A 25,457-nucleotide genomic window follows, 5' to 3' on the forward strand; every position below is an offset into this window, starting at 1 on the left:
GCTGTATTTGCTTAACAATGATTGTTTATCTGATATGTTTTAACCATTCTGGTAAATATCAATACTTCTGTCATCACTGATTAACTGAATGCTTACTCTTTAATAAGGTATCCATTATTCTGTAACGATTAGCCGAGCAGGGTAAATAACAGAATTAATAGAGTGAATTTCTGATTGTGTTTGTTCGTTCCTGATTATCTTGTATTTTAAATAAAATGAAAATTATCCATCCATGGTATGTTTCATTCTGGTACCGTGTACCCGTTAACGTTCATATCTTGAACATGAGTTGTTTTTAACAGATAAAATGAGTGCGTGTAAGTTTATTGGGTTACAGGTATCGTGTTGGCCTTGTACACGGTTTTTTAGAACCATTGAGAGCAAGTTTGTAATTTATGATGGTGATTAGTCGTAATATGTTTCTTGAACTTCTGATCGTGGGTTTTTATCGCATATTTTGCAGTATTTCGTGATGTTTATTGATTCTGTATTTTATTCACTCCTCGTTTATCTCATCTCTTTAGCTAATACCATCAGATAATCCATTTATTTCTGCACAACGCTACGTGTCGTTAATAACCGACGTATCCATTCTGTTACAGCATGCCTGATAAATACCGTCTGTAAGTTATTACCGTTTTAGATCTGATTATGAGCGAAAGCATTAATTCGTTTACAGCACTTAAAACGTCATTAACTTTCAGGAGTCATCAGCATGCCTAAATCTTACACACCAAACTGGTTTTTTACCGCTTTACTTGACAATCACATCAATCAGTTGGTCGCACGCTATTCCCGTCTGCGGGCCTTACGCATGGATTTCTTCTACAGGAAAGATACGCCTGATTTCTTACAACCTGATCATCGCTGGCTTGAATTGCAGTTGCGTATGCTGCTGGAGCAGGTGGAACAATTTGAAAATATCGTTGGTTTCTTCTGGGTGATTGAATGGACGGCTGATCATGGTTTTCATGCGCATGCGGTTTTCTGGCTCGATCGTCAGAGGGTTAAAAAAATATATCCCTTTGCGGAGCGGATTACGGAATGCTGGCAGTCTATTACGCATAACAGCGGTTCGGCACACCGCTGTACATATCAGCCGCATTATACATACAACATCAACATTCCTGTGCGCCACAACGATCCTGAAAGCATCGATAATATTCGCGGTGCCCTGCATTATCTGGCGAAAGAAGAGCAAAAAGACGGGCTGTGTGCCTACGGCTGCAGTGAAGTTCCTGAGCGTCCTGCTGCAGGGCGTCCTCGTAAGCCTCACTTCTGAAGCTTAAGGCCTGAGCCTCCGCTCCTGGAAACACTCCGTCGGTAAAAATCTACCGCCCTGATTAATGATGTGAACTGAAGTCAACGGAGATCATTCACCTTAAACCCACCTCAGGAATTTTACACCTGTCTGGTCTCCTGACTGTCCTGGCATACGACATCTGCCATCCCCGGTTCCACGGTTATCACATCAACAATCTCAGTACACGACGCCTTCAGTTTCACCATACGCTCGTCTTTCGCTGGCGGGGATGCGTCGTGCGTTTCCATATGGAGCATATCTTATGAATGGTATCCCTCATTTCGACTATAGCCTGGCGCCCTTCTGGCCGTCTTATCAGAACAAAATCATCGGTGTTCTCAACCGTGCGCTGCGTGAACAGTCCTGCTCCCGGGTACGGCGGATCCTGCTTCGTCTGCCGTGGGAACATGACAACGCCTTCAGTGACAGAAAAATCTGGTTCGGTATGGATTTTATCGAAACCGTCAGTGCGCTGATGAATGCAACACCCGGACGTGACCTCTGCTGGCTCCTGACCCGTCATCCTGAAAAACCGGAATACCACGTGGTGTTATGCGTCAGACAGGAGTATTTCGATGGCCCTGAACTGGACCGGCTGATTCTGGATGCCTGGAGCAACGTACTGGGCTTCGCGTCACCGGGTGAAGCGGCACCGTACCAGAAGCAGATAACACGGGATGTGGTGCTGGACAGTCGTTCACCGGACTGCGAAGACATCCTCAAAGAGTTGATATGGGCGTTCAGTGATTTCGCCCGCGATCGTCGTGGTGTGCGCGATCCGGAAGCCCGTTACCTCGCCGGTAATCCCTGGTATCCCGTAGCAGGCCAGCTCTGAAAACACCGTTCAGCAGATTAATCCGCATTTGCACAACCTTCATAAATCTCATAAAGGACATTCTGACCATGTTGACCTCAATGACAGGCCACGACAGCGTGTTGCTGCGTGCTGACGATCCCCTGATCGACATGAACTACATCACCAGTTTCACCGGTATGACCGACAAATGGTTTTACAAGCTGATCAGTGAAGGCCATTTCCCGAAACCCATCAAGCTGGGCCGCAGCAGCCGCTGGTACAAAAGTGAAGTGGAGCAGTGGATGCAGCAGCGAATTGAGGAATCACGAGGAGCAGCAGCATGAAACGTGTTGTGATGCCGGTACGCTGGCAATGTGCAAAATGCCGGCGCTGGTATTGCGGAAATCAGCCCTGTCCCTGGTGCTGGCGACATTACCGTTCATTTTCCTGCTGACCCTCTCCGGTCAGCCAGCAGGTTGTAGCTCTTTCCTGACTGATTCGTCATTCCATTCACATTGTTTATAACTGGCATTACACCGGTGTTGATGCGCACCTTCCCGTGTGTCTGCACCGGCTTAACAAAATTCAACAGGGTTTGAAAAGGAACATTTCGTGCAAATAACCGAAGCCTTAATTTCAGAGCCGGGAGACATCCGGCGTTTTGTTCAGCAGGCGGTGGACCACTGGCCGCGTCTGCTGGCAGTCCACTTCACGCTCCATTCGGCTGAAGGAAACATCAACGGGCAACAGATTCAGGCATTCTGTACTTCCTTTTACCGACAGGTGCACGAACGTATTACTGAGCGTAATCACACTGCCTGTCCATCCTCGCCGGTGGTATTACGCTGGTTGCGGGAACAACATGGAGGAGCAACAATACGATGCCTGTTGCTGCTCAGCCAGACGAGCATTTGCCATCCGCGGGCCAGTGCCACGGTTGATGAAGAATGTTCGCAACGGGTGGATTTATTGCAACAGACCTGGAAGGTGATAAGCGCTGGCGGACAATGCCAGGTTGAAAGGTGTTTTCGGGTTGCCCGGGGTGATACATCTGGCCAGTATGTTGCGTTAAAAACAGTCGCATTGTCTCTGGGGTTACCGGTTGTGATCGCCATTACCCATCGTCCGGTACAGCGCTGTACATTGATTACAGCTCAGTGAATCAGCGCAGTTGTGCAGTCAACGAGGTTTTCTGGCTTTTCGTCGGTCATTCAGCATCATTAAACGGGTCTCTGCCTCTTTCTGTTCCTGTGGTGTCACTTCCCCGCACGGCTGACCGTTCAGGTTGTAACGGGCGCCACCTGCTATTAACGCACGGTAATAGCGCGGAGACTGCACATAAGACGCCACTGCTGCATGTAATGTACCAGCGCCAAACGCCAGTTCTCGGATGGCGATATCCTGTATCAGGTCGTCAGGTATCCCCACTTTAAGTGGTTTTGTTTTTTTCCCGGTTGAATGACTCAGGCCAGAGTTCCACAAGACGAATAATGCGCTTACGGTTTTTGCTCTGGCGTTTTGTCATGTCGCCACGGTGTTTTATCAGCAGGTTTCTGTTTATCGTTCAACTGTGGTATCTGGTCACCGGCCTTCATTTTGTATGCTGTGTCCGTTTTATCCTGCAGCGGCGTTGCCGGTGATTTACTGAAAATACCCTGCGGTTTACGGTTAATGGTCAGAGTTACCATCAATTTTGTTACCTCGCGCTGTCAATGGAAGTAGTACCTCATCCGATATCTGAAAATGTTTTCCGGTGGATGTTACAGCGAATTTCATGTAAGACATGTTGTTGTCGGTATTGTTCAGTACTGTGCGTTGTGAGCGTATTCGTTATCAGACAGAGGGGCAGGGAACAAACGTCAGAGGTTAAGGATATCCGGGAACAAATGGCGTAAACGGACATCTCAGTGCCTGAGAAACAGTACAGGTCAGGCCATCATGGCCTGCAAACAGAGCCCTGGCGACCCCGTGGCCGAAAACGAAACAATAACCCGCGCGCAGTGCGAGGAATCCGGATGTGAAGCAATCAGCAGGTAATATTAATGGCAGGACCAGCAGGTTCTTTAAACAAACGAAGGTGGTGACTCCAATTAGTAGAACATATATTTTTCGATAAAGGCACCGATGACTTTTTCATGAAGTTCTACAGAGCGCGAGAAACAGATAGTTCTGCGGGCCAGACGTTTGATTCGGGTTCTCAGAGGTAGATGTTGCGCTCAATGCGCTGAGTAAAAATCTTACCAGTCAGATGCTTCTCCTTCGGTAACTCTCTGGTGTAACTACCCCATTCGTCAGTGGTCAACATACCGATGGTAAAAGGGCAAGCAGCGCCAGCAATTCACGACAGGTTTAATCAGTCCGTAGGCCAAAAGTGTAGGCCAGAACGCCACCAGTTTTCGTGTTGTACGTGTACCAGAGCCAGTGCTGTCGCGCTTTACTGCCGACAAAACTCCATTGCTCATCAAGTTCGCAGATGAGAGCCATATCAGCATGAGCGACCGGGTATGACGTTATTCTTCGTGGCGAGAGTTTTTTAAAGTCCGGATGACAGTATTAATGCCGATTTTCAGCGTACGGGCAGTATCGCGAACTCCGGCACCGTTGAAAGCCATTTCAGTGATTTGCTCTTTAACTCCCGGTTTACGGGCCTCGTAACGGTAAGTGAGCTGAAGCACTCGATGACAGTCACGGCAGCGAAATCGATCATGTCCTTTGGGTTCTTCCCGTGACGGTAAACCTGAACGGACTGGCAACAGGAGCAATGAAGGTTAACTGTGACCATGAAAGAACCTTAAAAGTGGCTATTATACCCCTAATTCAACTAATTGGAGTCATGACCGTATTCATAATGGATTAGGTTCAGCAGTTGCTGAAGTGCTTGTAGAAACTTGTCCTGTGCCCATGCGTCGGGTGGGGGTTAAAGAGCGGTATGGCCAGGTTGAAACTCAGGACTTTTTACAGAGAGAGTACGGGTTAACCGCGCAAGCTATTGTGGCGGCAGCCAGAGAGCTATTGTAATTCATGGAGTTTGTTTACCATTCTGTTTTTCTTAAAAGTGAGTGTCTGTGCGGTCACTAAACTCGGTAATAAAGCAGTTCATTGCAGGATAAGAAGCGTTTGGTTGTGTCGTTTTACCGTAAGAACCGACCGCCGTATGTATCCATTAAGCCAGTATTGGTAACGTAGGTGCCCACCTTTTCAAACTGGTGGGCGCCTGTTATGGAGCAAAAACATTATCCGCAGAACCCCGCAGATCATTTTCAAATGAGTTAAACTTCAAATGGTTAAACTGGTTTTGCAACCAGGAGCCTCTGTTGCCCGTATTGCCCGGGAACACGATATCAATGATAACCTCCTGTTCAAATGGCTCAGACTCTGGCAGAACGTAAGGTAAAGGGAGATGAAAAAGGCAATAGCAGAACTGAGTGACAGTGAAACCATTCTGGCGTACAGGGTTGGATGGTGAAACTGATAAAAAACCCCCTCTGAAATTCTGTCAGAGGGGCTAGTCAATAAGGGAATAATATTCAACATGAAGATGTCTTCTGGGAATGTTTATATAGCAAATGCTTTCACTCCGGTAATTAATTTCCGTGATTAACTGCTTTCGATCAATAAAGGAATTGCAAAAGTGTGATCTTGTTCACGACATCGTGGATAATAATATGCCTGATGTCTGAATCCGGAAACAGTGCTCTGGCGGGTTTCATGTGAAGTTGACGGATAAAAAATCCGCACGACCAGACAGACGTGCGGTTTACGAAATTCGTAACAAGAGGCTTTTCTACGGATCACGTGGTGCGTGCCACGTGAAATTTTTGTAGCGCAAAATGTGCAATGTGTAAATACAAGGAAGGAAAAAAGTTAAATTGGTAGAAGTCCATGCCTGCCACATGTACGTCTGCATTCCTCGTTTTGAACAGAATTCTCACCAGACATCGTGAATTTCTCATTCAATCATCAGAGATATTAACCAGGATTTTTATTGTTTTGTGATATCAGCAGTGCAGGTATACAGACGTTAAAGTAATCAGGTTTATTATAACCACCTTTACAAAGTTGTATATGTTTATAATTTAATGATTTTAATGCCAGTCGTTTTCTGCTGCTTAAATTGAGGTCGCATATTATACACAATAATATTCCTGGCATTATTAAATTAATAAAAGAGGATTCTTATCACTGTATTTTTGCTCCGCACTACCGTTCTGGCTGGTGAAGTAATAATACAGGAGAATAACAGAATGCTTAAAAGACGTGATGCTTTTTTAAAGAAAAGCGCGCTGGCAGTGAGTGTGGCCCTGCTGCTCTCGGCTCAGGCTCAGGCTGTTTTGACAGGGCCTGTTGATGCTAATTCTTCCAGCTTACTGATTGGAGAAAACTCTTTTATTACGAATTCAACTGGTACAGCTAATAACACTTTCCTTTTGGGAGGTGGCGCTTTTAACATGGATTCACCAGGAAGTCTTCAGTTTGGCTCTTTTTCGGGAGTGTATAATTCTCCACACAGTGTCACCCTGGGAAGGGATGCCGGTCAGGCTGAGTCAAAATATGGTGTTGCCATAGGTAAGAGCGCTGAGGTACTTAATTCACAGCAGAGTGTTGCTATTGGGGGATGGGCTGGAATAGAAAATTCTTCAGGCTCTGTAGCTCTGGGCCATGGCTCACAGGTGTCGGGAGAAAATAACGTGGTATCTGTTGGTGCCGGACCTGAGGGATATGGAGAGAGTGTCAAAGGAGCACCGGAAACCCACTCTATTGTAAACAAGACATTTTTATCTTTTATATTCAATGGCTTATTTTCCTGCTAATTGGTAATACCATGAAAAATACCATGCTCAGAAAAGGCTTAACAATATTTTGAAAAATTGCCTACTGAGCGCTGCCGCACAGCTCCATAGGCCGCTTTCCTGGCTTTGCTTCCAGATGTATGCTATTCCGCTCCTGCAGCTAATGGATCACCGCAAACAGGTTACTCGCCTGGGGATTCCCTTTCGACCCGAGCATCCGTATGAGACTCATGCTCGATTATTATTATTATAGAAGCCCCCATGAATAAATCGCTCATCATTTTCGGCATCGTCAACATAACCTCGGACAGTTTCTCCGATGGAGGCCGGTATCTGGCGCCAGACGCAGCCATTGCGCAGGCGCGTAAGCTGATGGCCGAGGGGGCAGATGTGATCGACCTCGGTCCGGCATCCAGCAATCCCGACGCCGCGCCTGTTTCGTCCGACACAGAAATCGCGCGTATCGCGCCGGTGCTGGACGCGCTCAAGGCAGATGGCATTCCCGTCTCGCTCGACAGTTATCAACCCGCGACGCAAGCCTATGCCTTGTCGCGTGGTGTGGCCTATCTCAATGATATTCGCGGTTTTCCAGACGCTGCGTTCTATCCGCAATTGGCGAAATCATCTGCCAAACTCGTCGTTATGCATTCGGTGCAAGACGGGCAGGCAGATCGGCGCGAGGCACCCGCTGGCGACATCATGGATCACATTGCGGCGTTCTTTGACGCGCGCATCGCGGCGCTGACGGGAGCCGGTATCAAACGCAACCGCCTTGTCCTTGATCCCGGCATGGGGTTTTTTCTGGGGGCTGCTCCCGAAACCTCGCTCTCGGTGCTGGCGCGGTTCGATGAATTGCGGCTGCGCTTCGATTTGCCGGTGCTTCTGTCTGTTTCGCGCAAATCCTTTCTGCGCGCGCTCACAGGCCGTGGTCCGGGGGATGTCGGGGCCGCGACACTCGCTGCAGAGCTTGCCGCCGCCGCAGGTGGAGCTGACTTCATCCGCACACACGAGCCGCGCCCCTTGCGCGACGGGCTGGCGGTATTGGCGGCGCTGAAAGAAACCGCAAGAATTCGTTAACTGCACATTCGGGATATTTCTCTATATTCGCGCTTCATCAGAAAACTGAAGGAACCTCCATTGAATCGAACTAATATTTTTTTTGGTGAATCGCATTCTGACTGGTTGCCTGTCAGAGGCGGAGAATCTGGTGATTTTGTTTTTCGACGTGGTGACGGGCATGCCTTCGCGAAAATCGCACCTGCTTCCCGCCGCGGTGAGCTCGCTGGAGAGCGTGACCGCCTCATTTGGCTCAAAGGTCGAGGTGTGGCTTGCCCCGAGGTCATCAACTGGCAGGAGGAACAGGAGGGTGCATGCTTGGTGATAACGGCAATTCCGGGAGTACCGGCGGCTGATCTGTCTGGAGCGGATTTGCTCAAAGCGTGGCCGTCAATGGGGCAGCAACTTGGCGCTGTTCACAGCCTATCGGTTGATCAATGTCCGTTTGAGCGCAGGCTGTCGCGAATGTTCGGACGCGCCGTTGATGTGGTGTCCCGCAATGCCGTCAATCCCGACTTCTTACCGGACGAGGACAAGAGTACGCCGCAGCTCGATCTTTTGGCTCGTGTCGAACGAGAGCTACCGGTGCGGCTCGACCAAGAGCGCACCGATATGGTTGTTTGCCATGGTGATCCCTGCATGCCGAACTTCATGGTGGACCCTAAAACTCTTCAATGCACGGGTCTGATCGACCTTGGGCGGCTCGGAACAGCAGATCGCTATGCCGATTTGGCACTCATGATTGCTAACGCCGAAGAGAACTGGGCAGCGCCAGATGAAGCAGAGCGCGCCTTCGCTGTCCTATTCAATGTATTGGGGATCGAAGCCCCCGACCGCGAACGCCTTGCCTTCTATCTGCGATTGGACCCTCTGACTTGGGGTTGATGTTCATGCCGCCTGTTTTTCCTGCTCATTGGCACGTTTCGCAACCTGTTCTCATTGCGGACACCTTTTCCAGCCTCGTTTGGAAAGTTTCATTGCCAGACGGGACTCCTGCAATCGTCAAGGGATTGAAACCTATAGAAGACATTGCTGATGAACTGCGCGGGGCCGACTATCTGGTATGGCGCAATGGGAGGGGAGCAGTCCGGTTGCTCGGTCGTGAGAACAATCTGATGTTGCTCGAATATGCCGGGGAGCGAATGCTCTCTCACATCGTTGCCGAGCACGGCGACTACCAGGCGACCGAAATTGCAGCGGAACTAATGGCGAAGCTGTATGCCGCATCTGAGGAACCCCTGCCTTCTGCCCTTCTCCCGATCCGGGATCGCTTTGCAGCTTTGTTTCAGCGGGCGCGCGATGATCAAAACGCAGGTTGTCAAACTGACTACGTCCACGCGGCGATTATAGCCGATCAAATGATGAGCAATGCCTCGGAACTGCGTGGGCTACATGGCGATCTGCATCATGAAAACATCATGTTCTCCAGTCGCGGCTGGCTGGTGATAGATCCCGTCGGTCTGGTCGGTGAAGTGGGCTTTGGCGCCGCCAATATGTTCTACGATCCGGCTGACAGAGACGACCTTTGTCTCGATCCTAGACGCATTGCACAGATGGCGGACGCATTCTCTCGTGCGCTGGACGTCGATCCGCGTCGCCTGCTCGACCAGGCGTACGCTTATGGGTGCCTTTCCGCAGCTTGGAACGCGGATGGAGAAGAGGAGCAACGCGATCTAGCTATCGCGGCCGCGATCAAGCAGGTGCGACAGACGTCATACTAGATATCAAGCGACTTCTCCTATCCCCTGGGAACACATCAATCTCACCGGAGAATATCGCTGGCCAAAGCCTTAGCGTAGGATTCCGCCCCTTCCCGCAAACGACCCCTGGAAGCCCCGTAGCGACGCGGAGAGGGGCGAGACAAGCCAAGGGCGCAGGCTCGATGCGCAGCACGACATAGCCGGTTCTCGCAAGGACGAGAATTTCCCTGCGGTGCCCCTCAAGTGTCAATGAAAGTTTCCAACGCGAGCCATTCGCGAGAGCCTTGAGTCCACGCTAGATCTATCTCATCTGCGCAAGGCAGAACGTGAAGACGGCCGCCCTGGACCTCGCCCGCGAGCGCCAGGCGCACGAGGCCGGCGCGCGGACCCGCGCCACGGCCCACGAGCGGACGCCGCAGCAGGAGCGCCAGAAGGCCGCCAGAGAGGCCGAGCGCGGCCGTGAGGCTTGGACGCTAGGGCAGGGCATGAAAAAGCCCGTAGCGGGCTGCTACGGGCGTCTGACGCGGTGGAAAGGGGGAGGGGATGTTGTCTACATGGCTCTGCTGTAGTGAGTGGGTTGCGCTCCGGCAGCGGTCCTGATCAATCGTCACCCTTTCTCGGTCCTTCAACGTTCCTGACAACGAGCCTCCTTTTCGCCAATCCATCGACAATCACCGCGAGTCCCTGCTCGAACGCTGCGTCCGGATCGGCTTCGTCGAAGGCGTCTATCGCGGCCCGCAACAGCGGCGAGAGCGGAGCCTGTTCAACGGTGCCGCCGCGCTCGCCGGCATCGCTGTCGCCGGCCTGCTCCTCAAGCACGGCCCCAACAGTGAAGTAGCTGATTGTCATCAGCGCATTGACGGCGTCCCCGGCCGAAAAACCCGCCTCGCAGAGGAAGCGAAGCTGCGCGTCGGCCGTTTCCATCTGCGGTGCGCCCGGTCGCGTGCCGGCATGGATGCGCGCGCCATCGCGGTAGGCGAGCAGCGCCTGCCTGAAGCTGCGGGCATTCCCGATCAGAAATGAGCGCCAGTCGTCGTCGGCTCTCGGCACCGAATGCGTATGATTCTCCGCCAGCATGGCTTCGGCCAGTGCGTCGAGCAGCGCCCGCTTGTTCCTGAAGTGCCAGTAAAGCGCCGGCTGCTGAACCCCCAACCGTTCCGCCAGTTTGCGTGTCGTCAGACCGTCTACGCCGACCTCGTTCAACAGGTCCAGGGCGGCACGGATCACTGTATTCGGCTGCAACTTTGTCATGCTTGACACTTTATCACTGATAAACATAATATGTCCACCAACTTATCAGTGATAAAGAATCCGCGCGTTCAATCGGACCAGCGGAGGCTGGTCCGGAGGCCAGACGTGAAACCCAACAGACCCCTGATCGTAATTCTGAGCACTGTCGCGCTCGACGCTGTCGGCATCGGCCTGATTATGCCGGTGCTGCCGGGCCTCCTGCGCGATCTGGTTCACTCGAACGACGTCACCGCCCACTATGGCATTCTGCTGGCGCTGTATGCGTTGATGCAATTTGCCTGCGCACCTGTGCTGGGCGCGCTGTCGGATCGTTTCGGGCGGCGGCCGGTCTTGCTCGTCTCGCTGGCCGGCGCTGCTGTCGACTACGCCATCATGGCGACGACGCCTTTCCTTTGGGTTCTCTATATCGGGCGGATCGTGGCCGGCATCACCGGGGCGACTGGGGCGGTAGCCGGCGCTTATATTGCCGATATCACTGATGGCGATGAGCGCGCGCGGCACTTCGGCTTCATGAGCGCCTGTTTCGGGTTCGGGATGGTCGCGGGACCTGTGCTCGGTGGGCTGATGGGCGGTTTCTCCCCCCACGCTCCGTTCTTCGCCGCGGCAGCCTTGAACGGCCTCAATTTCCTGACGGGCTGTTTCCTTTTGCCGGAGTCGCACAAAGGCGAACGCCGGCCGTTACGCCGGGAGGCTCTCAACCCGCTCGCTTCGTTCCGGTGGGCCCGGGGCATGACCGTCGTCGCCGCCCTGATGGCGGTCTTCTTCATCATGCAACTTGTCGGACAGGTGCCGGCCGCGCTTTGGGTCATTTTCGGCGAGGATCGCTTTCACTGGGACGCGACCACGATCGGCATTTCGCTTGCCGCATTTGGCATTCTGCATTCACTCGCCCAGGCAATGATCACCGGCCCTGTAGCCGCCCGGCTCGGCGAAAGGCGGGCACTCATGCTCGGAATGATTGCCGACGGCACAGGCTACATCCTGCTTGCCTTCGCGACACGGGGATGGATGGCGTTCCCGATCATGGTCCTGCTTGCTTCGGGTGGCATCGGAATGCCGGCGCTGCAAGCAATGTTGTCCAGGCAGGTGGATGAGGAACGTCAGGGGCAGCTGCAAGGCTCACTGGCGGCGCTCACCAGCCTGACCTCGATCGTCGGACCCCTCCTCTTCACGGCGATCTATGCGGCTTCTATAACAACGTGGAACGGGTGGGCATGGATTGCAGGCGCTGCCCTCTACTTGCTCTGCCTGCCGGCGCTGCGTCGCGGGCTTTGGAGAAATTCTTCAAATTCCCGTTGCACATAGCCCGGCAATTCCTTTCCCTGCTCTGCCATAAGCGCAGCGAATGCCGGGTAATACTCGTCAACGATCTGATAGAGAAGGGTTTGCTCGGGTCGGTGGCTCTGGTAACGACCAGTATCCCGATCCCGGCTGGCCGTCCTGGCCGCCACATGAGGCATGTTCCGCGTCCTTGCAATACTGTGTTTACATACAGTCTATCGCTTAGCGGAAAGTTCTTTTACCCTCAGCCGAAATGCCTGCCGTTGCTAGACATTGCCAGCCAGTGCCCGTCACTCCGCGGTCTTCACTGCGTGATCGAGTTGATCGACACCCGCCGTGACACGCTCCATGAAGTGCCTGCCTGCGTCTGTTAGCCGAACGCCCCGCGCATGGCGCTCAAATAGCAGGACACCAAGGTTATCCTCCAGCGCTTTCACACGCGCGCTGACGCTCGACTGGCTGATACCAAGTGCCTTGGCCGCATGCCGAAAATTCAGATGCTCGGCGACGGCGATGAACTGAACAAGGGAAATGAGCGGTATCCTGCCAGACAGGATACCGACATTCACGAGGTTTCGATGGTTAGTGCGCCGCATCGGAGCGGGCCTGCTACCAGTCGTCGGTTAGACGACTGGCGACTTCTCGGTGGCAGCCCCACGGAGCCGAAGGAGCACCAGCCCCAACGAAACCAGTACCGCCATCGCCGTGGCGTAACAGATCACGGGCCACGCTGTGTCACCGTTTAAAAGTGCCACCGCCAATGTCCCGACAATGCTGACTATCAGGCTTTGAACGCAGAAGTAGAACGCGACCGCTGATCCCGCGATGTCGTCGAACTCTGCCAAAGCGCCGTTCGCGGTAACGGACACCGTGAAGACAATACCGACCGCGACAACCCACATCGGTAGGATGAAGGTGAGGAATGACGGCGAGCCGTAAAGTTCGCCGATCCCCAACAGGACCGCTCCGCAAACAAGCAACGCCATCCCACGCGCCACGCATCCTGCGATGCCCCATCTGGCGACAAAGGACTTCGCGAAACGGGTTGTCACGATCATTACAAGCGCGACAGTGGCGAAGGCAAAGCTGAATCCGATCTCGGAATATTCCGCTTGGCCTATGAGCACACGGGGAGCCGTCGAGAAGAAGACGAAGTAGGTGCCCATACCGGCGCTAAAGCCGACAGTGTAAACCCAAAAAGCCGGACTCGCGAAGATCGGCAAGACAGATCGGCGCGTCTTGACTTGATCCAGAGGGCGGGTTTCGTGCCACCTGAAACCCGCATTTAGGAGTGCGAGCATCGCCAGTATAGCCAAAGTAATGAATATCGCCTGCCATCCCAAGAACTCGCCGATCAATGTTCCGGCGATAGGGCCGAGCGCAGGCACGAACGCCAGCATCGAACTGAAAAGGCCGTAGATGACGACACCCTCAGGACGGTTGGCATAAACGTCGCGAACCGTCGCGAACGTCGCCACCAGCATGGCCGACGCGCCCACTGCTTGAAGTAGACGGAAAGCGACAAAGGCCGGTGCAGTTGAAGACCAAGCTGCTCCCAGAGACGCAATGACGAAAGCCGTTGCGCCCGCAAGTAGAATTGGCCGTCGCCCGATTCTGTCTGAGAGCGGACCAAAAATCACCTGGCCCACGCCGAGCATCACCATATAGAGGCTCAACGTGAGTTGGATCATAGCGGGCGTCGTGTTCAGGATGCCGGGCATCGCTGGAACGACAGGGAGATAAATATCCATCGCCAGTGAAGCGAGGATGTCGAAAGGAGCCATCAGCAGCAGTGCTGCCGGCAGCGTATAGGCCCACGCGGGGCGTGTGGTGGTCATGACGAATCAACCCTCGATTAAGGAATACCGGGCGACGTCTGCTCGTCAGCAATCAGATGAGACTAGCCTTACAGAGCGCCGCAACAACAATACTGGTTGTTGCGGCTTACTTGTCTGCTGACTTGGAATTTCCCATCTGATTACTCCACGCTTACGAATATGAATTGCTACATTTTATCCGATTATCTTTTGCTTCGCAATGCGGCATGGGCGCACTCAGCGTTCCAGCCCCCTCTGCCGCCCTAACTGCCACGACACCGACCCGCCCTGCACGATGCCCATAACCTCGCGGCCGAGTTGGCGGTCGATGATCGGCCGCCACGGGACAAGGGTGAACTCATGGGATTTCTCGACCACGGCGAACTTGCCGCTCGATAGATGCACGGTTCCGGTAAACTTGCCGCTGACGCTCTCGCCGTCCGTGGCGGCGCGGAACGGCAGGCCCTTACTCAAAGCCATATCCGATCCGACGCCGGCTACCTCGCGCTCCCGCAGGATGGCGAGAAGGTTGCGCCGGTAGAAGACGCGGCTGTCCCGGCTGCGGGTGGCGTCGCCCTGTTCGATATGGTGCTCGCGGCGCTGGTCCATGGCTTCGCGGACTTGTTGCCCGAAGCCGGTTGGCGCAAGGTCGGCCGTCTCGCCGTGGATCAGCCGCCGGTCCAGCCAGGTCGCGCCGTCCGATCCGATCTGTTTGTTCAGATCGACCGGGGAAAGGACGCGAACGCTGGCCTGACTGTCTCGGCCGGCGTCATGGGCGGCGGCACGGCTGACCAGATCATTGGGGATGCGCCATTGGTCGGCGTCGATCCGCTCGACGATACCGGCCCGGCGTAGCGCCTCCAGCCGGCGCACATGGGCATCGACATAGCCCTCATAGTCGCCGCCTGGAACGCGGCACGTATAGGAAGAATAAACGCCCTTTTCACCCAAGTCCAACAGCTTTGGACCGCAGTTGACTCTTTCGACACCCCTGCGATGCAACCCAATCCGGCTGACGGGGAGCCAGCAACGCTGAAAATTTACCCTCCTCTTTCCCACTAGCGGCTCCTTTTCCGACAACCAGCACGGCGGATCCCTGCCGCGGCGCTGTGAACGCAGCATTTTGATTGGTATCGTTGGCCTTCAGGCTCGTCAGTCAAACAGACCCAGGAGCAGCTCAGCCGGTGGCGCCCGGCTTTCGGGTAACGCCCTGGTCCCGCTGGTTTCGGCTTTGTGCTTCAGGTGATCAAGGATCTGCTTGATCACTATAGGGTCTTCAATGCAGGCGATGACTTTCATGGCGCCGCCGCAGCCGCTGCAGGTCTCGATGTCGATATTGAAAACACGCTTGAGCCGTTGCGCCCATGTCATCGACGCTCGCCGTTGTGCTGGTGTTGCCGGTTCATCAGCCACCCTGACCTTGTTGCCCCTGCCCCGTTTTGCCGGCGTGACCAACGCCCGGTGCCGACTGTTGGGTGCGAACACCCCGTGGAAGCGGGTTAGGTTGACTCTGGGCTTCGGTACCAGGGCGGCCAGCCTTGCAATGAAATCCAATGGTTCGAAAATGACGTGCGTGGTGCCGTCCCGGTACGGCGTCTTGAGCTGGTAGCGCACGTTGCCGCCTCGTGTTAACGACAGCCGCTTCTCGGATACCGCCGGGCGGCTGATGTACCGGCACAGCCGTTCGAGCTTCTTGCGTTCATCGGCCCTGGCCGCCACGCCGGCGTGCAGGCTGGACCCGGCTACCTTGCCAATCCCGTCACCGAACGGATCACCACTGGTCGGCAGAGTTTGCAAAGTGAACAACTCTGCCCCGCCTGCTTCTCTCCTTTCAGAAGCCAGTATGTTGCCATGCCCCGTCTTAATGGTGAGCGCTGAACCATACCTGCTTTTTCCAGTAATAACAGGTAATAGCGGGCCTGGTAATCCGTTACCGCCAGCGCCTCCGCAATTTCTGCCGTTTTCCCTCCATCATGCCTGTTCAGAAATTCCAGTATTTCATTCTTCATATATTCACTCATCTCACTGTAACAAAGTTTCTTCGAATAATAAAAATCATGCTTTCTGTTATCAACGGAAAGGTATTTTTATTCTCTGTGTTTGCTGTGTTTGCTGTGTTTGCTTTATTTGTGCAATTTAGTGAATTTGCTTTTTATTTGCTTTATTTGATATGTATCACATTTTGCGTTTTATTTTTCTGTGAAAAGAAAGTCCGTAAAAATGCATTTAGACGATCTTTTATGCTGTAAATTCAATTTACTATGATGTTTTTATCTGAGCGCATTCTTATTATTAGTGTTTTATTCTAGTTTAATTTTATTTTGTGGGTTAAAAGATCGTTTAAATCAATATTTACAACATAAAAAACTAAATTTAACTTATTGCGTGAAGAGTATTTCCGGGCCGGAAGCATATATCCAGGGGCCCGACAGAAGGGGGAAACATGGCGCATCATGAAGTCATCAGTCGGTCAGGAAATGCGTTTTTGCTGAATATACGCGAGAGCGTACTGTTGCCCGGCTCTATGTCTGAAATGCATTTTTTTTTACTGATAGGTATTTCTTCTATTCACAGTGACAGGGTCATTCTGGCTATGAAGGACTATCTGGTAGGTGGGCACTCCCGTAAGGAGGTCTGCGAGAAATACCAGATGAATAATGGGTATTTCAGTACAACACTTGGGAGACTTATACGGCTGAATGCTCTTGCAGCAAGGCTTGCACCTTATTATACAGATGAGTCGTCGGCATTTGACTGAATGATGGCATTCCGGAGTTATCTTACAGATAAAAAGAAGTCCTTATCAGAAAGCAGACAGGTTATATCAGTATTCTGTCGATAAATAACCTGCCCTGAAAATACGAGAATATTATTTGTATTGATCTGGTTATTAAAGGTAATCGGGTCATTTTAAATTGCCAGATATCTCTGGTGTGTTCAGTAATGAAAAAGAGGTTGTTATTTATGATTAAGTCGGTTATTGCCGGTGCGGTAGCTATGGCAGTGGTGTCTTTTGGTGTAAATGCTGCTCCAACTATTCCACAGGGGCAGGGTAAAGTAACTTTTAACGGAACTGTTGTTGATGCTCCATGCAGCATTTCTCAGAAATCAGCTGATCAGTCTATTGATTTTGGACAGCTTTCAAAAAGCTTCCTTGAGGCAGGAGGTACATCCAAGCCAATGGATTTAGATATTGAGTTAGTAAATTGCGATATTACAGCTTTTAAACAAGGTCAAGCACTGATGAATCCCCTAATGATTTTTATCAAAATCATTAGGGGATTCATCAGGACTCAGTATAAATCCAAGACAAAATCCCCCCGTGAATGCATTTAATAAAGACTTTAATGTTCTGTTAAAGGTGCGGATATAAAATGCATAAATAAAAGAAAGAGATCCGGTGATTATACCGGTGCAAAAATATGTTGTCCATTCAGGTACCGTATTTTGTAAAACAGTATAATGAGATATAGCGGATGCCCACAACATATACCAGCACAAACCACCTGTAATAAGATATGTTATTGCTGTGGAAAACCATTTCCTGTATTTATTTTCAGGGTAATTGTTCTTGCCCATCAACGCATTTCCAGAATATTTAAAATAACCTGTCACCGAAACGGAATAAAGGCGCAATAACCATAACGGGAAAATATGCGCCTCTGGTAATCGGCAGTGTTACTTCAGACAGTGAGTTTCCCATTCCTTGACTGCAAATGTATCCATCATACCTGAAATATAGTCAACCACTGCTCGTTTTTTGCTGATTTCAAATATACAGGAATCTGGTTGGGGTAAGGTGAATTTAAGTTCAGGAGGCAGAAATTTATAATTCTCTCCTTCATTGTAAAAGTCATATAAATCCCTGATTATTTTATTTCCCCTGAACTCATAGGTGAGGATATTACGTTTTCGCATGATGACTTTAAAGAGAAGTTTTTTGAGTCCTTCGGATAACGCATTCAGTTTCCCGAACCCCAGTTCCTGAAAACCATTCAGGTTCGTTACTACAGAAATATCTGCAACGAGGCGATTGACAATATTTGAAGTTAACTCCTTGCGGAATATGATGGCAAATTCTTCTGAGGTTTTCAGTAAGTTAGCCTGAAAAGCGGTGTTTCTCGACTGAGTAACGATTTCCCTGAACTGTTCCCTCGCTCCCTGGAATTCGTCAGAAATCTGAAACTCATATTCAATATCTTCAATCGTGACCATGTTCCTGCTAAGGGCATCTTCCAGGTCATGCGCGGCGTAGGCAATCTCATCCGCGAGATCCATTATCTGCGCATCAATCGTTTTCTCTCCGGGATTCAGATCGAGCTGATTTTCAGCAAGCAGGTTAATGTAAAAATAGTAATCATCATCATAAATGAACTTGCCGGCAGTAGCTGCAGCGCGGGGGATGGGATACTTAACAACCGAAAGTAAACTACGGTGAGTCAGATTTAATCCGTTGCAGTATGAAAATTTCTTCTCCAGTTTTCTCAGGATACGTAGCGCCTGTGCATTACCTTCATAGCCGCCGATTTCTTCAGACAGTTCATTAAGCAGTTTTTCACCGGAATGACCGAAAGGAGGATTTCCGATGTCATGCGCCAGCGCTGCCAGTTCAACCACCACCGGGTTAATCAGTTTGAGGTCTGACGCGATACTTCGGGCGATCTGAGCAACCTCAAGACTGTGCGTTAATCTGTTTCTGTTGAATTTTTCAGGATCAATTTCAAAAAGTTGCATCTTTCCCTGCAGCCTGCGAAATGATGATGAATACAGAATACGCGCGTAATCCCGTTGATAATTATCCCGGCTTCTTGTTTCACCATCGGGGGACGGGTGCTCTCTGGTATCAGCAAGCGCACTGATAAGTTTTTGTTCCTGCTCTTGCGCAAATTCTTTTAATTCATTGCAGTACATATTTCTTCCTTTCTGGAGCATGTTACCAAATCAGAATACCGGATGAACAAAACTGGTGGCTACATCCTGTAGGGATTATGTATTAGTAAGCTCTGGCCATTAGTGCCATTTCAGGTTATGTGATCCTACCCACGTAATATGGACACAGGCCTAAGCGAGGTTCTTGTTTTCAAATTGTTCCGGACTGAGGCCGCCACACCAACTGTGCCGCCGCCACCGATTGTAATCACATTCGATATAATTAAACACCGTTGCCCGCATTATTTCCCGGCTGATAAAGTGTTCTCCATGGATACATTCCACTTTCAGCGAATGAAAGAAGCTTTCCACGCAGGCATTATCGTAGCAGCAACCTTTTGCGCTCATACTTCCACGCAGATTATGCCGCTTCAGTTGCGCCTGATAATCTGCTGAACAGTACTGGCCTCCACGGTCCGTGTGAACGATAACGTTCCGGGGCCTCTTACGCCGCCACAGCGCCATCTGCAGGGCATCGCAGGCCAGTTGCGCCGTCATGCGTGGCGACATTGACCAGCCAATAACGGCACGTGACCACAGGTCAATGACCACTGCCAGATACAGCCAGCCTTCATCTGTACGTAAGTACGTGATGTCTCCTGCCCACTTCTGGTTCGGGCCACTGGCGTAAAAATCCTGCTCCAACAGATTTTCTGACACAGGCAGGCCGTGTGCGCGGTAGCTGACCGGGCTGAACTTCCGGGAGGCCTTTGCCCTCAGTCCCTGACGGCGCAGGCTTGCCGCCACGGTTTTTACGTTAAAGGGGTAACCCTGAGCACGCAGTTCATCCGTCAGGCGTGGGGCACCGTAACGCTGTTTTGACCGGGTAAAAGCCGCGAGGACAACGCTGTCGCAGTGTTGGCGGAACTGCTGACGCGTGCTTATCCTTGTCCGCCGCTGACACCACGTATACCAGCCGCTGCGGGCCACCCGGAGCACGCGGCACATTGCTTTGATGCTGAACTCAGCCTGATGTTTTTCAATAAAGACATACTTCATTTCAGACGATTCGCAAAGTATGTCGCGGCCTTTTGGAGGATAGCCAGTTCCTCTGCCTGCTCCGCCAGTTGCCGCTTCAGGCAGGCATTTTCAGCGGCCAGTTCACTTTCACGCTCTGACGAACTCATTTGTTGCTGCAGTTTGCTGCGCCACGCATAGAGCTGTGATTCATACAGGCTGAGTTCACGGGCTGCGGCAGCAACACCGATGCGTTCAGCAAGTTTCAGGGCTTCACTGAGAAATTCAGGCGAATGCTGTTTACGGGGTTTTTACTGGTTGATACTGTTTTTGTCATGTGAGTCACCTCTGACTGAGAGTTTACTCACTTAGCCGCGTGTCCACTATTGCTGGGTAAGATCAAGTCTTACTTACCCTGTGAACCATGTTGATATTGATACTATATTGACTATATGCCATACAGGTGGTAATGATTAGTTACTACCATACAGGAAAAGGTAGAAAATGACTCTTTTGGTAACGGCTGAGTGTGTTGACGATCTGATAAACGATGTTCATCAAGCTATCCTAGCGGATGGACTCAGTAACGATCCTACAAAAGGATCAACTCTAGAGATTCTTGGTGCCTATCTTGTCCTTACCGACCCCCGCCGAAGAATAAGTAGAACAGAATCCCGAGGAAAACTAATTAGTTGCTTAGGTGAATTTCTGTGGTATCTCTCAGCTCAGAACGATCTTGAGTTTATAAAACACTTCATACCACGTTACGCTGAATCCGCTGAGTCAGATGGGAAAATACATGGTGGTTACGGGCCACGGTTGTTTAATATGCGTGGTTTATATAATCAGCTAAAAAATGTTATCAACCTTTTGCAGGAGAAAAAACCTACCAGACGTGCAGTAATACAGCTTTTCGATGCCTCAGACTTGGTGCCCTCAAAAACTGAACAGCGAGAATACGTAGATATTCCTTGTACAATATCTATGCAGTTTATTGTCAGATGTGAAGAGCTGCATCTATTTGTTTGTATGCGTTCTAACGATGCCTTTATGGGGCTGCCTCATGATGTATTTGCGTTCACGATGCTACAGGAATTAGTTGCCCGCTTGATAGGATGCGAATTGGGTCACTATCATCACTTTGTATCCAGCCTACATCTCTATAAAAATGATTTAGAAAAAGTGAAGGCTCTTCAGAAAGAGGGGTTCATGAGCACCCTACCAGTCATGGGATCGATGCCTGAAATGCATTCCTTAGATGATATCTTACCCCTGCTTGAGGCAGAAAAAGCTCTTCGAGAGAATAAGGAATTTGATATTGACACTACTTCCTTGAATGACTACTGGAAGGATTTATTGCGTATATTAAAAATCCACTTTTTGTTACGTTCACATACACCCAACCACAAAGGACTAGCCTTCCAAGAGTTGGCTGCAATGAAAAATCAGGAATATCGGTTTATTTTTGAAGGAAGACTACAATGAAAAGACATAATCAAATCAGTCAGCTGGTTAGTAATTTGCAAAATTTTAGCCGCAATGAACACAACCTAAATGGCCTAAGTTCTCCTGCCTGCTTTGATGTTTTAGCCTGTCAGATTATCGACAGTATACGTCGTATACGCTATGTGGAAACTCTTGCATTACGGACCGATTATATGACTCCGTTACGAAAAGAGCCGAATTCTGATGTTTTTGATCCTCTCCGCGCTGCCTGCCTTTATCTTCGTGACAACAATTACGATGAAGCCTGCTGGCTGGTTTTCCTTGCCACACATTTCGGCAAGAGTAACAAAACCGGCTGGATTTTGTGTCGAGATATATACAGTGGACTCGGTACACAAACGTGGACATGGGATACGATAACTGATGACTTTGCTGCTTTTGAACAATGGTTCGCCAGCGTCTCTGATGAGTTGACAGCTAACAGTAGCCTAAGACAATATGGTAACCATCGGAAATATGAAACGAAGAAATATCACTCTCGTCGTTCAATACCTGCGGTTTTTCGCTCTTACATCGGATTCATTGGTGCTACACACAGTCATGAGGCTAGGTTTGCAGAGGCCAAGAGCTTTTCATCTTCACCAGAATCTTTATTCGAACTATTGTATTCAGGGCTAAATGCCGTGATCTCATTTGGACGAACCGCAAAATTTGATTACCTAACTATGCTCAAGAAAACGGGACTTCTGGATGTAGAGCCGGGTCATGCTTTTCTGAATGGAGCAACCGGGCCCCTTCAAGGAAGCCGGCTACTTTTCAGCAATAGCCGGACTGCTGGTGACACAATAGACGTATTGAATGAAAAACTAGCTGACCTTGCGGCAATTATTCCTGCACCCTACTTGAGAATGCAGGTTATTGAAGATGCGTTGTGCAACTGGCAGAAATCACCTGACCGTTATGTCTATTTCGGCGGCTGATATCAGACGATATCTTCTTTACGGAATCTCACTTTAAACCGATTAAGGTGAGAAAAAGGTATATTACCTTCATGCTGCAAATATCCCAGTACGATCCCTTTGGATACCCCCATTTTCCTAGCTAACCGGATGATCTCTTTCCAATGCCGGACACCATAGCGACTAAGTTGCTGCCGGTATTCTTCTGGGATAAGAACATCAACGGCAAATTTATCTGCTTCCTTTTCCTCTTCCGACGAAAGACTATCTTTACCTTCTACGCGAACTCGGACAGCTTCATGCAAGATGAGATGCCCAATCTCATGAAACAGCGTAAACCAAAAATGGTCATCGGTCAGATAACGGAAACTCATGACTAGGGTTGCGCGATCTGGTGTAAAAAAGCAGGTAGCACCACTTGCCCGACATCCCTTTGGCGTTGGCAACACAACGAGAGAAACTCCAGCAGTGGCGAGAAGGTCGCGAATGTAAGGGATAAAAATCCTCATGTCGGGTTCATTTGTAGCTTTGCGCAGTTCTGGCAACAATGCTATCAGCCCCTCTTTATCCCATACAGCACAGTTTTGGTTTGAGGTAAGTTGTGCAGCCCTAGTCAGCCACACCAAATCGGCCATAGGCTCGGTTGCCAGATTAAGAGATTTACGAAAAGCGACCAAAGGAGCATCTGACTGAATTTTATAAAAAAAATCATTGACGGAATTTATTCCGAAAAACGATAGGCAGTGCTGGAATTTACTTTCCCGAGTTGTAGTTTTGGGGATCCAACCAAACTCCATCATATCACGTACAGGCAATGATTCGAGCCAATCATTATTCACTTTCTCGAGGTATCCAATTTGCTGGCGATAAGCGACTTCGCGCTTGATCCAGAAGTCTGTCGATACGTTGAATAACTCCTCAAGCTTACAAGCCAGAGACTCATTGAGTCGGATTTTTCCTTCAAGAAGTTGCTGACCCCGGATAAGAGACAATCCAATCCTCTTACTCAGTTCTTCACCAGAAAGCCCATGTTCATCCATTAGATCTATAATTGTATCACCGGGTGGAGATACCCAGTCAGGCTGGAAGTCCTGCGTAACTATCATTTCACGTCACCTATGAACACTAACCGTATCCGGCTAACTCGGGACCAGTTAATTGTATTATCTTGATTTTTGGGCTGAACTGTATTCCCACAGACAAATCCCATTTTTACATCACCGAGAATGGTAATTGTAATACACTCTTCCCCATCCTCAAAGCAGACCTCCGGCGAACCTACGGGCAACAGTAATATGTTGTCTGTCACGGAAAGATCGGAAAGTCGCGAGCGTAGTCTTGATGCCACTTTGTCACCAAAGATCTCATTTGCCTCATGCATACTCTCGCAAATAGTCCTTAACTTCTTGCTTTGAAAGGTAATGAACAAAATTATCCACTTTTATTTTTCTTGGTTGCTACGTTTATAGCAAACTCAACGCTCATTCACAAAATGAGATGTAGCGAATTAATGGACTCTGCACATATTAAATGTTAATGATGGACTTAAAATCACGGATTCGTAAGGGAAACATGAAAGGTAAACATCAAGACACTAAAGCCCTGTCTGACGTGCTAGCGGAAATGCAACGGCAGGATGCCAAATGGGGGGCAGACCGTAATCAAGATCCTTTTATCTGGGGAGCGATTCTCGGAGAAGAGGTGGGAGAATTTCATCAGGCTGTCCTCCATGATCGTTTTGGTGGTAAAGCAGCCGGTACCAGTAGGGAGGAAGCAGTACAAATTGCTGCTGTTGCACTGCAAATCATCGAATATTATGATCGCGTAATAGATCGATAAATTAGAATTAATCAACTAAGAGTCTTTTACACGCGAAGATGAACTCTGGCAGCCATCTACCTTCGTGGGCCTGTAGAACACATCTAATTGCAATACTCCCAGTTAATCACTAACCAGCCTCTCCAGTAAGGCTGGTCGATTAGGTTTAATTAAACAGATATAACAAGCAATTCACTTGGTATTACGCGGTTCACACAGACTTCTTTAGTTGTGTCATATCCTATAACTTTCAGAGGCTTATTTACGGTATTATCACGAACGGTGCAAAAGTGGCTCTTCCGCAACCTAGGTGGAGATTTTCATGCCAGTGGACTCATTACCCTCTGCCTAAGTAGTTCAAATCCGGCTCGACCATACATCAGATGTTTCAGCATCTTCAGGCGATTTACATGACCTTCGACAACACCGTTACTCCAGCGGCTGCTGGTTGCCTCACATATAGCCGCAGCATCAGCTTCCATCCCCGCAGCCACGCGCCGAAGTTCTGCTGAACCGTTTTCGTGGACTCGAGTGAACCAACTGCTTAGATTTGATTTATTTGGGGTTTTCAGAATACGGTAGAACTCAAGTACTAGTTGCTGCGCTATTTTCAGCGCCGGTTCTTTTTCACACATCAGACTAATAAATCGGGAAGCATAATTTTCTTCACCCCTGATTATTATCCAGGGCATCAACCAGCGGCTTACCCGGGACACTGAAGGAAGTCTGGCGGCAGTAGTAACTGGTGGGTTCCAGCCTTTACGCCATTTGGCAACAGCATCCCTGACGATGGTTTCACTGCCTGTAACCCCCGGGCCACCATTTCCCGCCATATCCAGTCGCTGGTGTGCTGAATTGGTCATGTATGAAGGAAGATATCAATGGTGGTATCTCCCTTTCAAAAGGAAGTGAAAAGCTTGATGCCTGCTGCCAGGCAATCAATATTACGTGCTTTTAACGACTATCCTAAATGGTGGTAGCTATGCAGAGCTCCCGGTCCTAGCGCTGGGAGCTTATCGCTTATCTTTACCGTAAGCGTAAACGGACCGCCGTATGTAGCCATTAAACCAGTATTGGTAACGTAGATACCCACCTTTTCAAAAGGGAAGTGGATAAAAGATAGCGAAAATGCGAAGAGTTGATTAATGCATTGAAACAAAATTCATTAATGATGAACTTGGAGAAAAGCTCCATCGTTTTATTGGCTCAAAAAACATATCCCATAGATGATCAGCCATACCTTCATTGGTTAGCAAGGTATCCTGTGAGTAGCCATGGCTGAAGATGCCCATTGATGGGCGAAAACCAAGGATCTGACCGTTAGAGCAGTTATGTCGTTAAACACATCACCACC

General features: G+C 50.0%; 22 protein-coding genes and 9 pseudogenes. 16 read left to right on the forward strand and 15 right to left on the reverse strand.

Annotation, left to right across the window (positions count from 1 at the left end):
- Positions 1-715: 715 nt before the first annotated feature.
- Positions 716-1,282 (forward strand): YagK/YfjJ domain-containing protein, encoded by a 567-nt coding sequence (locus OGW44_RS24750; protein WP_032153705.1) that lies wholly within the window; start codon positions 716-718, stop codon positions 1,280-1,282.
- Positions 1,283-1,401: 119 nt separating this feature from the next.
- Here the strand turns inward: OGW44_RS24750 and OGW44_RS24755 are convergent, their stop codons facing one another.
- On the reverse strand, positions 1,402-1,551 hold the full coding sequence (locus OGW44_RS24755) for a hypothetical protein (protein ID WP_001421645.1): 150 nt from the start codon (positions 1,549-1,551) through the stop codon (positions 1,402-1,404).
- Positions 1,552-1,565: 14 nt separating this feature from the next.
- On the opposite strand from OGW44_RS24755, the gene OGW44_RS24760 reads away from it, so the two are divergent.
- The 3 genes from OGW44_RS24760 to OGW44_RS25695 all read left to right on the forward strand — a co-directional run bounded on the left by OGW44_RS24760 (position 1,566) and on the right by OGW44_RS25695 (position 3,260).
- Entirely contained in the window at positions 1,566-2,138 is a 573-nt protein-coding gene (locus tag OGW44_RS24760) for a hypothetical protein (RefSeq protein ID WP_032153703.1), read from the forward strand.
- A 68-nt stretch (positions 2,139-2,206) separates the two neighbouring features.
- Positions 2,207-2,443: a helix-turn-helix transcriptional regulator gene (locus OGW44_RS24765; protein ID WP_000958154.1), complete on the forward strand. Its 237-nt coding sequence runs from the start codon at positions 2,207-2,209 to the stop codon at positions 2,441-2,443.
- A gap of 268 nt (positions 2,444-2,711) precedes the next feature.
- Positions 2,712-3,260 (forward strand): UCP030791 family putative phage-derived protein, encoded by a 549-nt coding sequence (locus tag OGW44_RS25695; RefSeq protein WP_032153702.1) that lies wholly within the window; start codon positions 2,712-2,714, stop codon positions 3,258-3,260.
- Positions 3,261-3,278: 18 nt separating this feature from the next.
- On the opposite strand, the pseudogene OGW44_RS25700 reads toward OGW44_RS25695, so the two are convergent.
- Together OGW44_RS25700 and OGW44_RS24790 are read right to left on the reverse strand one after the other, a co-directional pair.
- A pseudogene (locus OGW44_RS25700) lies at positions 3,279-3,787 on the reverse strand (ProQ/FINO family protein).
- Positions 3,788-4,189: 402 nt separating this feature from the next.
- Positions 4,190-4,881: pseudogene (locus OGW44_RS24790) on the reverse strand (IS1 family transposase).
- Positions 4,882-4,940: 59 nt separating this feature from the next.
- On the opposite strand from OGW44_RS24790, the pseudogene OGW44_RS24795 reads away from it, so the two are divergent.
- The 6 genes and pseudogenes from OGW44_RS24795 to OGW44_RS24820 all read left to right on the forward strand — a co-directional run.
- A pseudogene (locus tag OGW44_RS24795) lies at positions 4,941-5,117 on the forward strand (transketolase family protein); the annotation flags it as partial.
- A 188-nt stretch (positions 5,118-5,305) separates the two neighbouring features.
- Positions 5,306-5,481 (forward strand): annotated as a pseudogene (locus OGW44_RS24800) (transposase); the annotation flags it as partial.
- An 862-nt stretch (positions 5,482-6,343) separates the two neighbouring features.
- The gene (locus OGW44_RS24805) at positions 6,344-6,910 is read left to right on the forward strand and encodes a hypothetical protein (RefSeq protein WP_000919994.1); all 567 of its coding nucleotides are present in this window, start codon (positions 6,344-6,346) and stop codon (positions 6,908-6,910) included.
- A 240-nt stretch (positions 6,911-7,150) separates the two neighbouring features.
- Complete coding sequence (gene sul2 / locus OGW44_RS24810; protein ID WP_001043260.1) at positions 7,151-7,966, forward strand: sulfonamide-resistant dihydropteroate synthase Sul2; 816 nt, start codon at positions 7,151-7,153, stop codon at positions 7,964-7,966.
- A gap of 60 nt (positions 7,967-8,026) precedes the next feature.
- Positions 8,027-8,830 (forward strand): aminoglycoside O-phosphotransferase APH(3'')-Ib, encoded by an 804-nt coding sequence (gene aph(3'')-Ib / locus OGW44_RS24815; protein WP_001082319.1) that lies wholly within the window; start codon positions 8,027-8,029, stop codon positions 8,828-8,830.
- Positions 8,830-9,666 carry an aminoglycoside O-phosphotransferase APH(6)-Id gene (locus OGW44_RS24820; protein ID WP_000480968.1) on the forward strand — a complete coding sequence of 279 codons (837 nt, stop codon included), beginning with the start codon at positions 8,830-8,832 and terminating at the stop codon, positions 9,664-9,666. Before aph(3'')-Ib ends, OGW44_RS24820 begins: the two co-directional genes overlap by 1 nt.
- A gap of 579 nt (positions 9,667-10,245) precedes the next feature.
- Here the strand turns inward: OGW44_RS24820 and tetR(A) are convergent.
- Positions 10,246-10,896, reverse strand: a complete 651-nt coding sequence (tetR(A), locus tag OGW44_RS24830; protein ID WP_001493764.1) for a tetracycline resistance transcriptional repressor TetR(A) — start codon at positions 10,894-10,896, stop codon at positions 10,246-10,248.
- Positions 10,897-11,001: 105 nt separating this feature from the next.
- On the opposite strand from tetR(A), the gene tet(A) reads away from it, so the two are divergent.
- Positions 11,002-12,201 carry a tetracycline efflux MFS transporter Tet(A) gene (gene tet(A) / locus OGW44_RS24835; protein ID WP_032153701.1) on the forward strand — a complete coding sequence of 400 codons (1,200 nt, stop codon included), beginning with the start codon at positions 11,002-11,004 and terminating at the stop codon, positions 12,199-12,201.
- Here tet(A) and OGW44_RS24840 read toward each other — a convergent pair.
- The 6 genes and pseudogenes from OGW44_RS24840 to OGW44_RS24865 form a co-directional block, all read right to left on the reverse strand.
- Positions 12,147-12,356: pseudogene (locus OGW44_RS24840) on the reverse strand (IS91 family transposase); the annotation flags it as partial. The gene tet(A) and the pseudogene OGW44_RS24840 sit on opposite strands and share 55 nt — an antisense overlap.
- Before the next feature lie 111 nt (positions 12,357-12,467).
- Positions 12,468-12,773, reverse strand: coding sequence for a LysR family transcriptional regulator (locus tag OGW44_RS24845; RefSeq protein WP_001255015.1), 306 nt, complete (start codon positions 12,771-12,773; stop codon positions 12,468-12,470).
- A 27-nt stretch (positions 12,774-12,800) separates the two neighbouring features.
- Positions 12,801-14,015 (reverse strand): chloramphenicol/florfenicol efflux MFS transporter FloR, encoded by a 1,215-nt coding sequence (floR, locus tag OGW44_RS24850; RefSeq protein WP_023300759.1) that lies wholly within the window; start codon positions 14,013-14,015, stop codon positions 12,801-12,803.
- Positions 14,016-14,231: 216 nt separating this feature from the next.
- Complete coding sequence (locus OGW44_RS24855) at positions 14,232-15,116, reverse strand: DUF3363 domain-containing protein (RefSeq protein ID WP_021598067.1); 885 nt, start codon at positions 15,114-15,116, stop codon at positions 14,232-14,234.
- Positions 15,117-15,146: 30 nt separating this feature from the next.
- Positions 15,147-15,809: pseudogene (locus tag OGW44_RS24860) on the reverse strand (IS91-like element ISCR2 family transposase); the annotation flags it as partial.
- Positions 15,737-16,015 (reverse strand): FaeA/PapI family transcriptional regulator, encoded by a 279-nt coding sequence (locus OGW44_RS24865; RefSeq protein ID WP_001349530.1) that lies wholly within the window; start codon positions 16,013-16,015, stop codon positions 15,737-15,739. The gene OGW44_RS24865 and the pseudogene OGW44_RS24860, both read right to left, overlap by 73 nt.
- A gap of 422 nt (positions 16,016-16,437) precedes the next feature.
- On the opposite strand from OGW44_RS24865, the gene OGW44_RS24870 reads away from it, so the two are divergent.
- Positions 16,438-16,752, forward strand: a complete 315-nt coding sequence (locus OGW44_RS24870; protein WP_000930062.1) for an adhesin biosynthesis transcription regulatory family protein — start codon at positions 16,438-16,440, stop codon at positions 16,750-16,752.
- A 206-nt stretch (positions 16,753-16,958) separates the two neighbouring features.
- A pseudogene (gene papA, locus OGW44_RS24875) lies at positions 16,959-17,228 on the forward strand (P fimbria major subunit PapA); the annotation flags it as partial.
- Positions 17,229-17,672: 444 nt separating this feature from the next.
- Here the strand turns inward: papA and OGW44_RS24880 are convergent.
- Both OGW44_RS24880 and OGW44_RS24885 read right to left on the reverse strand, forming a co-directional pair.
- On the reverse strand, positions 17,673-18,905 hold the full coding sequence (locus tag OGW44_RS24880; RefSeq protein ID WP_185654805.1) for a deoxyguanosinetriphosphate triphosphohydrolase family protein: 1,233 nt from the start codon (positions 18,903-18,905) through the stop codon (positions 17,673-17,675).
- A 150-nt stretch (positions 18,906-19,055) separates the two neighbouring features.
- A pseudogene (locus tag OGW44_RS24885) lies at positions 19,056-20,217 on the reverse strand (IS3 family transposase).
- Positions 20,218-20,384: 167 nt separating this feature from the next.
- Here OGW44_RS24885 and OGW44_RS24890 point away from each other — a divergent pair.
- Positions 20,385-21,365, forward strand: coding sequence for a thymidylate synthase (locus OGW44_RS24890; RefSeq protein ID WP_000174035.1), 981 nt, complete (start codon positions 20,385-20,387; stop codon positions 21,363-21,365).
- Positions 21,362-22,306 (forward strand): alpha-glutamyl/putrescinyl thymine pyrophosphorylase clade 3 protein, encoded by a 945-nt coding sequence (locus OGW44_RS24895; RefSeq protein ID WP_000820616.1) that lies wholly within the window; start codon positions 21,362-21,364, stop codon positions 22,304-22,306. Before OGW44_RS24890 ends, OGW44_RS24895 begins: the two co-directional genes overlap by 4 nt.
- Before the next feature lie 2 nt (positions 22,307-22,308).
- Here OGW44_RS24895 and OGW44_RS24900 read toward each other — a convergent pair whose 3' ends face one another.
- Positions 22,309-23,391, reverse strand: a complete 1,083-nt coding sequence (locus tag OGW44_RS24900) for an XRE family transcriptional regulator (RefSeq protein ID WP_000637419.1) — start codon at positions 23,389-23,391, stop codon at positions 22,309-22,311.
- Between the two features lie 466 nt (positions 23,392-23,857).
- Here OGW44_RS24900 and OGW44_RS24905 point away from each other — a divergent pair, with 466 nt between their 5' ends.
- Positions 23,858-24,124 carry a MazG-like family protein gene (locus tag OGW44_RS24905; RefSeq protein WP_032153698.1) on the forward strand — a complete coding sequence of 89 codons (267 nt, stop codon included), beginning with the start codon at positions 23,858-23,860 and terminating at the stop codon, positions 24,122-24,124.
- 299 nt (positions 24,125-24,423) lie between these two features.
- Here the strand turns inward: OGW44_RS24905 and OGW44_RS24910 are convergent.
- Positions 24,424-24,938: pseudogene (locus OGW44_RS24910) on the reverse strand (transposase); the annotation flags it as partial.
- A 307-nt stretch (positions 24,939-25,245) separates the two neighbouring features.
- Positions 25,246-25,416, reverse strand: a complete 171-nt coding sequence (locus OGW44_RS25865; RefSeq protein WP_487565447.1) for a hypothetical protein — start codon at positions 25,414-25,416, stop codon at positions 25,246-25,248.
- Positions 25,417-25,457 lie beyond the last annotated feature (41 nt).

The sequence above is a fragment of the Citrobacter sp. Cb023 genome (genome assembly GCF_030336805.1).
Classification (GTDB): Bacteria; Pseudomonadota; Gammaproteobacteria; order Enterobacterales; family Enterobacteriaceae; genus Citrobacter; species Citrobacter braakii.

What these genes read in the sequence shown, in the direction of transcription:
- OGW44_RS24845 (WP_001255015.1), bottom strand. Translation starts at nt 12,773, where the DNA reads ATGCGGCGCACTAACCATCGAAACCTCGTGAATGTCGGTATCCTGTCT.
- OGW44_RS24750 (WP_032153705.1), top strand. Translation starts at nt 716, where the DNA reads ATGCCTAAATCTTACACACCAAACTGGTTTTTTACCGCTTTACTTGAC.
- OGW44_RS24805 (WP_000919994.1), top strand. Translation starts at nt 6,344, where the DNA reads ATGCTTAAAAGACGTGATGCTTTTTTAAAGAAAAGCGCGCTGGCAGTG.
- OGW44_RS24895 (WP_000820616.1), top strand. Translation starts at nt 21,362, where the DNA reads ATGAAAAGACATAATCAAATCAGTCAGCTGGTTAGTAATTTGCAAAAT.
- OGW44_RS24855 (WP_021598067.1), bottom strand. Translation starts at nt 15,116, where the DNA reads ATGCTGCGTTCACAGCGCCGCGGCAGGGATCCGCCGTGCTGGTTGTCG.
- sul2 (WP_001043260.1), top strand. Translation starts at nt 7,151, where the DNA reads ATGAATAAATCGCTCATCATTTTCGGCATCGTCAACATAACCTCGGAC.
- OGW44_RS24890 (WP_000174035.1), top strand. Translation starts at nt 20,385, where the DNA reads ATGACTCTTTTGGTAACGGCTGAGTGTGTTGACGATCTGATAAACGAT.
- OGW44_RS24765 (WP_000958154.1), top strand. Translation starts at nt 2,207, where the DNA reads ATGTTGACCTCAATGACAGGCCACGACAGCGTGTTGCTGCGTGCTGAC.
- floR (WP_023300759.1), bottom strand. Translation starts at nt 14,015, where the DNA reads ATGACCACCACACGCCCCGCGTGGGCCTATACGCTGCCGGCAGCACTG.
- OGW44_RS24880 (WP_185654805.1), bottom strand. Translation starts at nt 18,905, where the DNA reads ATGTACTGCAATGAATTAAAAGAATTTGCGCAAGAGCAGGAACAAAAA.
- OGW44_RS24755 (WP_001421645.1), bottom strand. Translation starts at nt 1,551, where the DNA reads ATGGAAACGCACGACGCATCCCCGCCAGCGAAAGACGAGCGTATGGTG.
- OGW44_RS24900 (WP_000637419.1), bottom strand. Translation starts at nt 23,391, where the DNA reads ATGATAGTTACGCAGGACTTCCAGCCTGACTGGGTATCTCCACCCGGT.
- OGW44_RS24760 (WP_032153703.1), top strand. Translation starts at nt 1,566, where the DNA reads ATGAATGGTATCCCTCATTTCGACTATAGCCTGGCGCCCTTCTGGCCG.
- OGW44_RS24905 (WP_032153698.1), top strand. Translation starts at nt 23,858, where the DNA reads ATGAAAGGTAAACATCAAGACACTAAAGCCCTGTCTGACGTGCTAGCG.
- OGW44_RS24865 (WP_001349530.1), bottom strand. Translation starts at nt 16,015, where the DNA reads ATGAGTGAATATATGAAGAATGAAATACTGGAATTTCTGAACAGGCAT.
- OGW44_RS24820 (WP_000480968.1), top strand. Translation starts at nt 8,830, where the DNA reads ATGTTCATGCCGCCTGTTTTTCCTGCTCATTGGCACGTTTCGCAACCT.
- OGW44_RS24870 (WP_000930062.1), top strand. Translation starts at nt 16,438, where the DNA reads ATGGCGCATCATGAAGTCATCAGTCGGTCAGGAAATGCGTTTTTGCTG.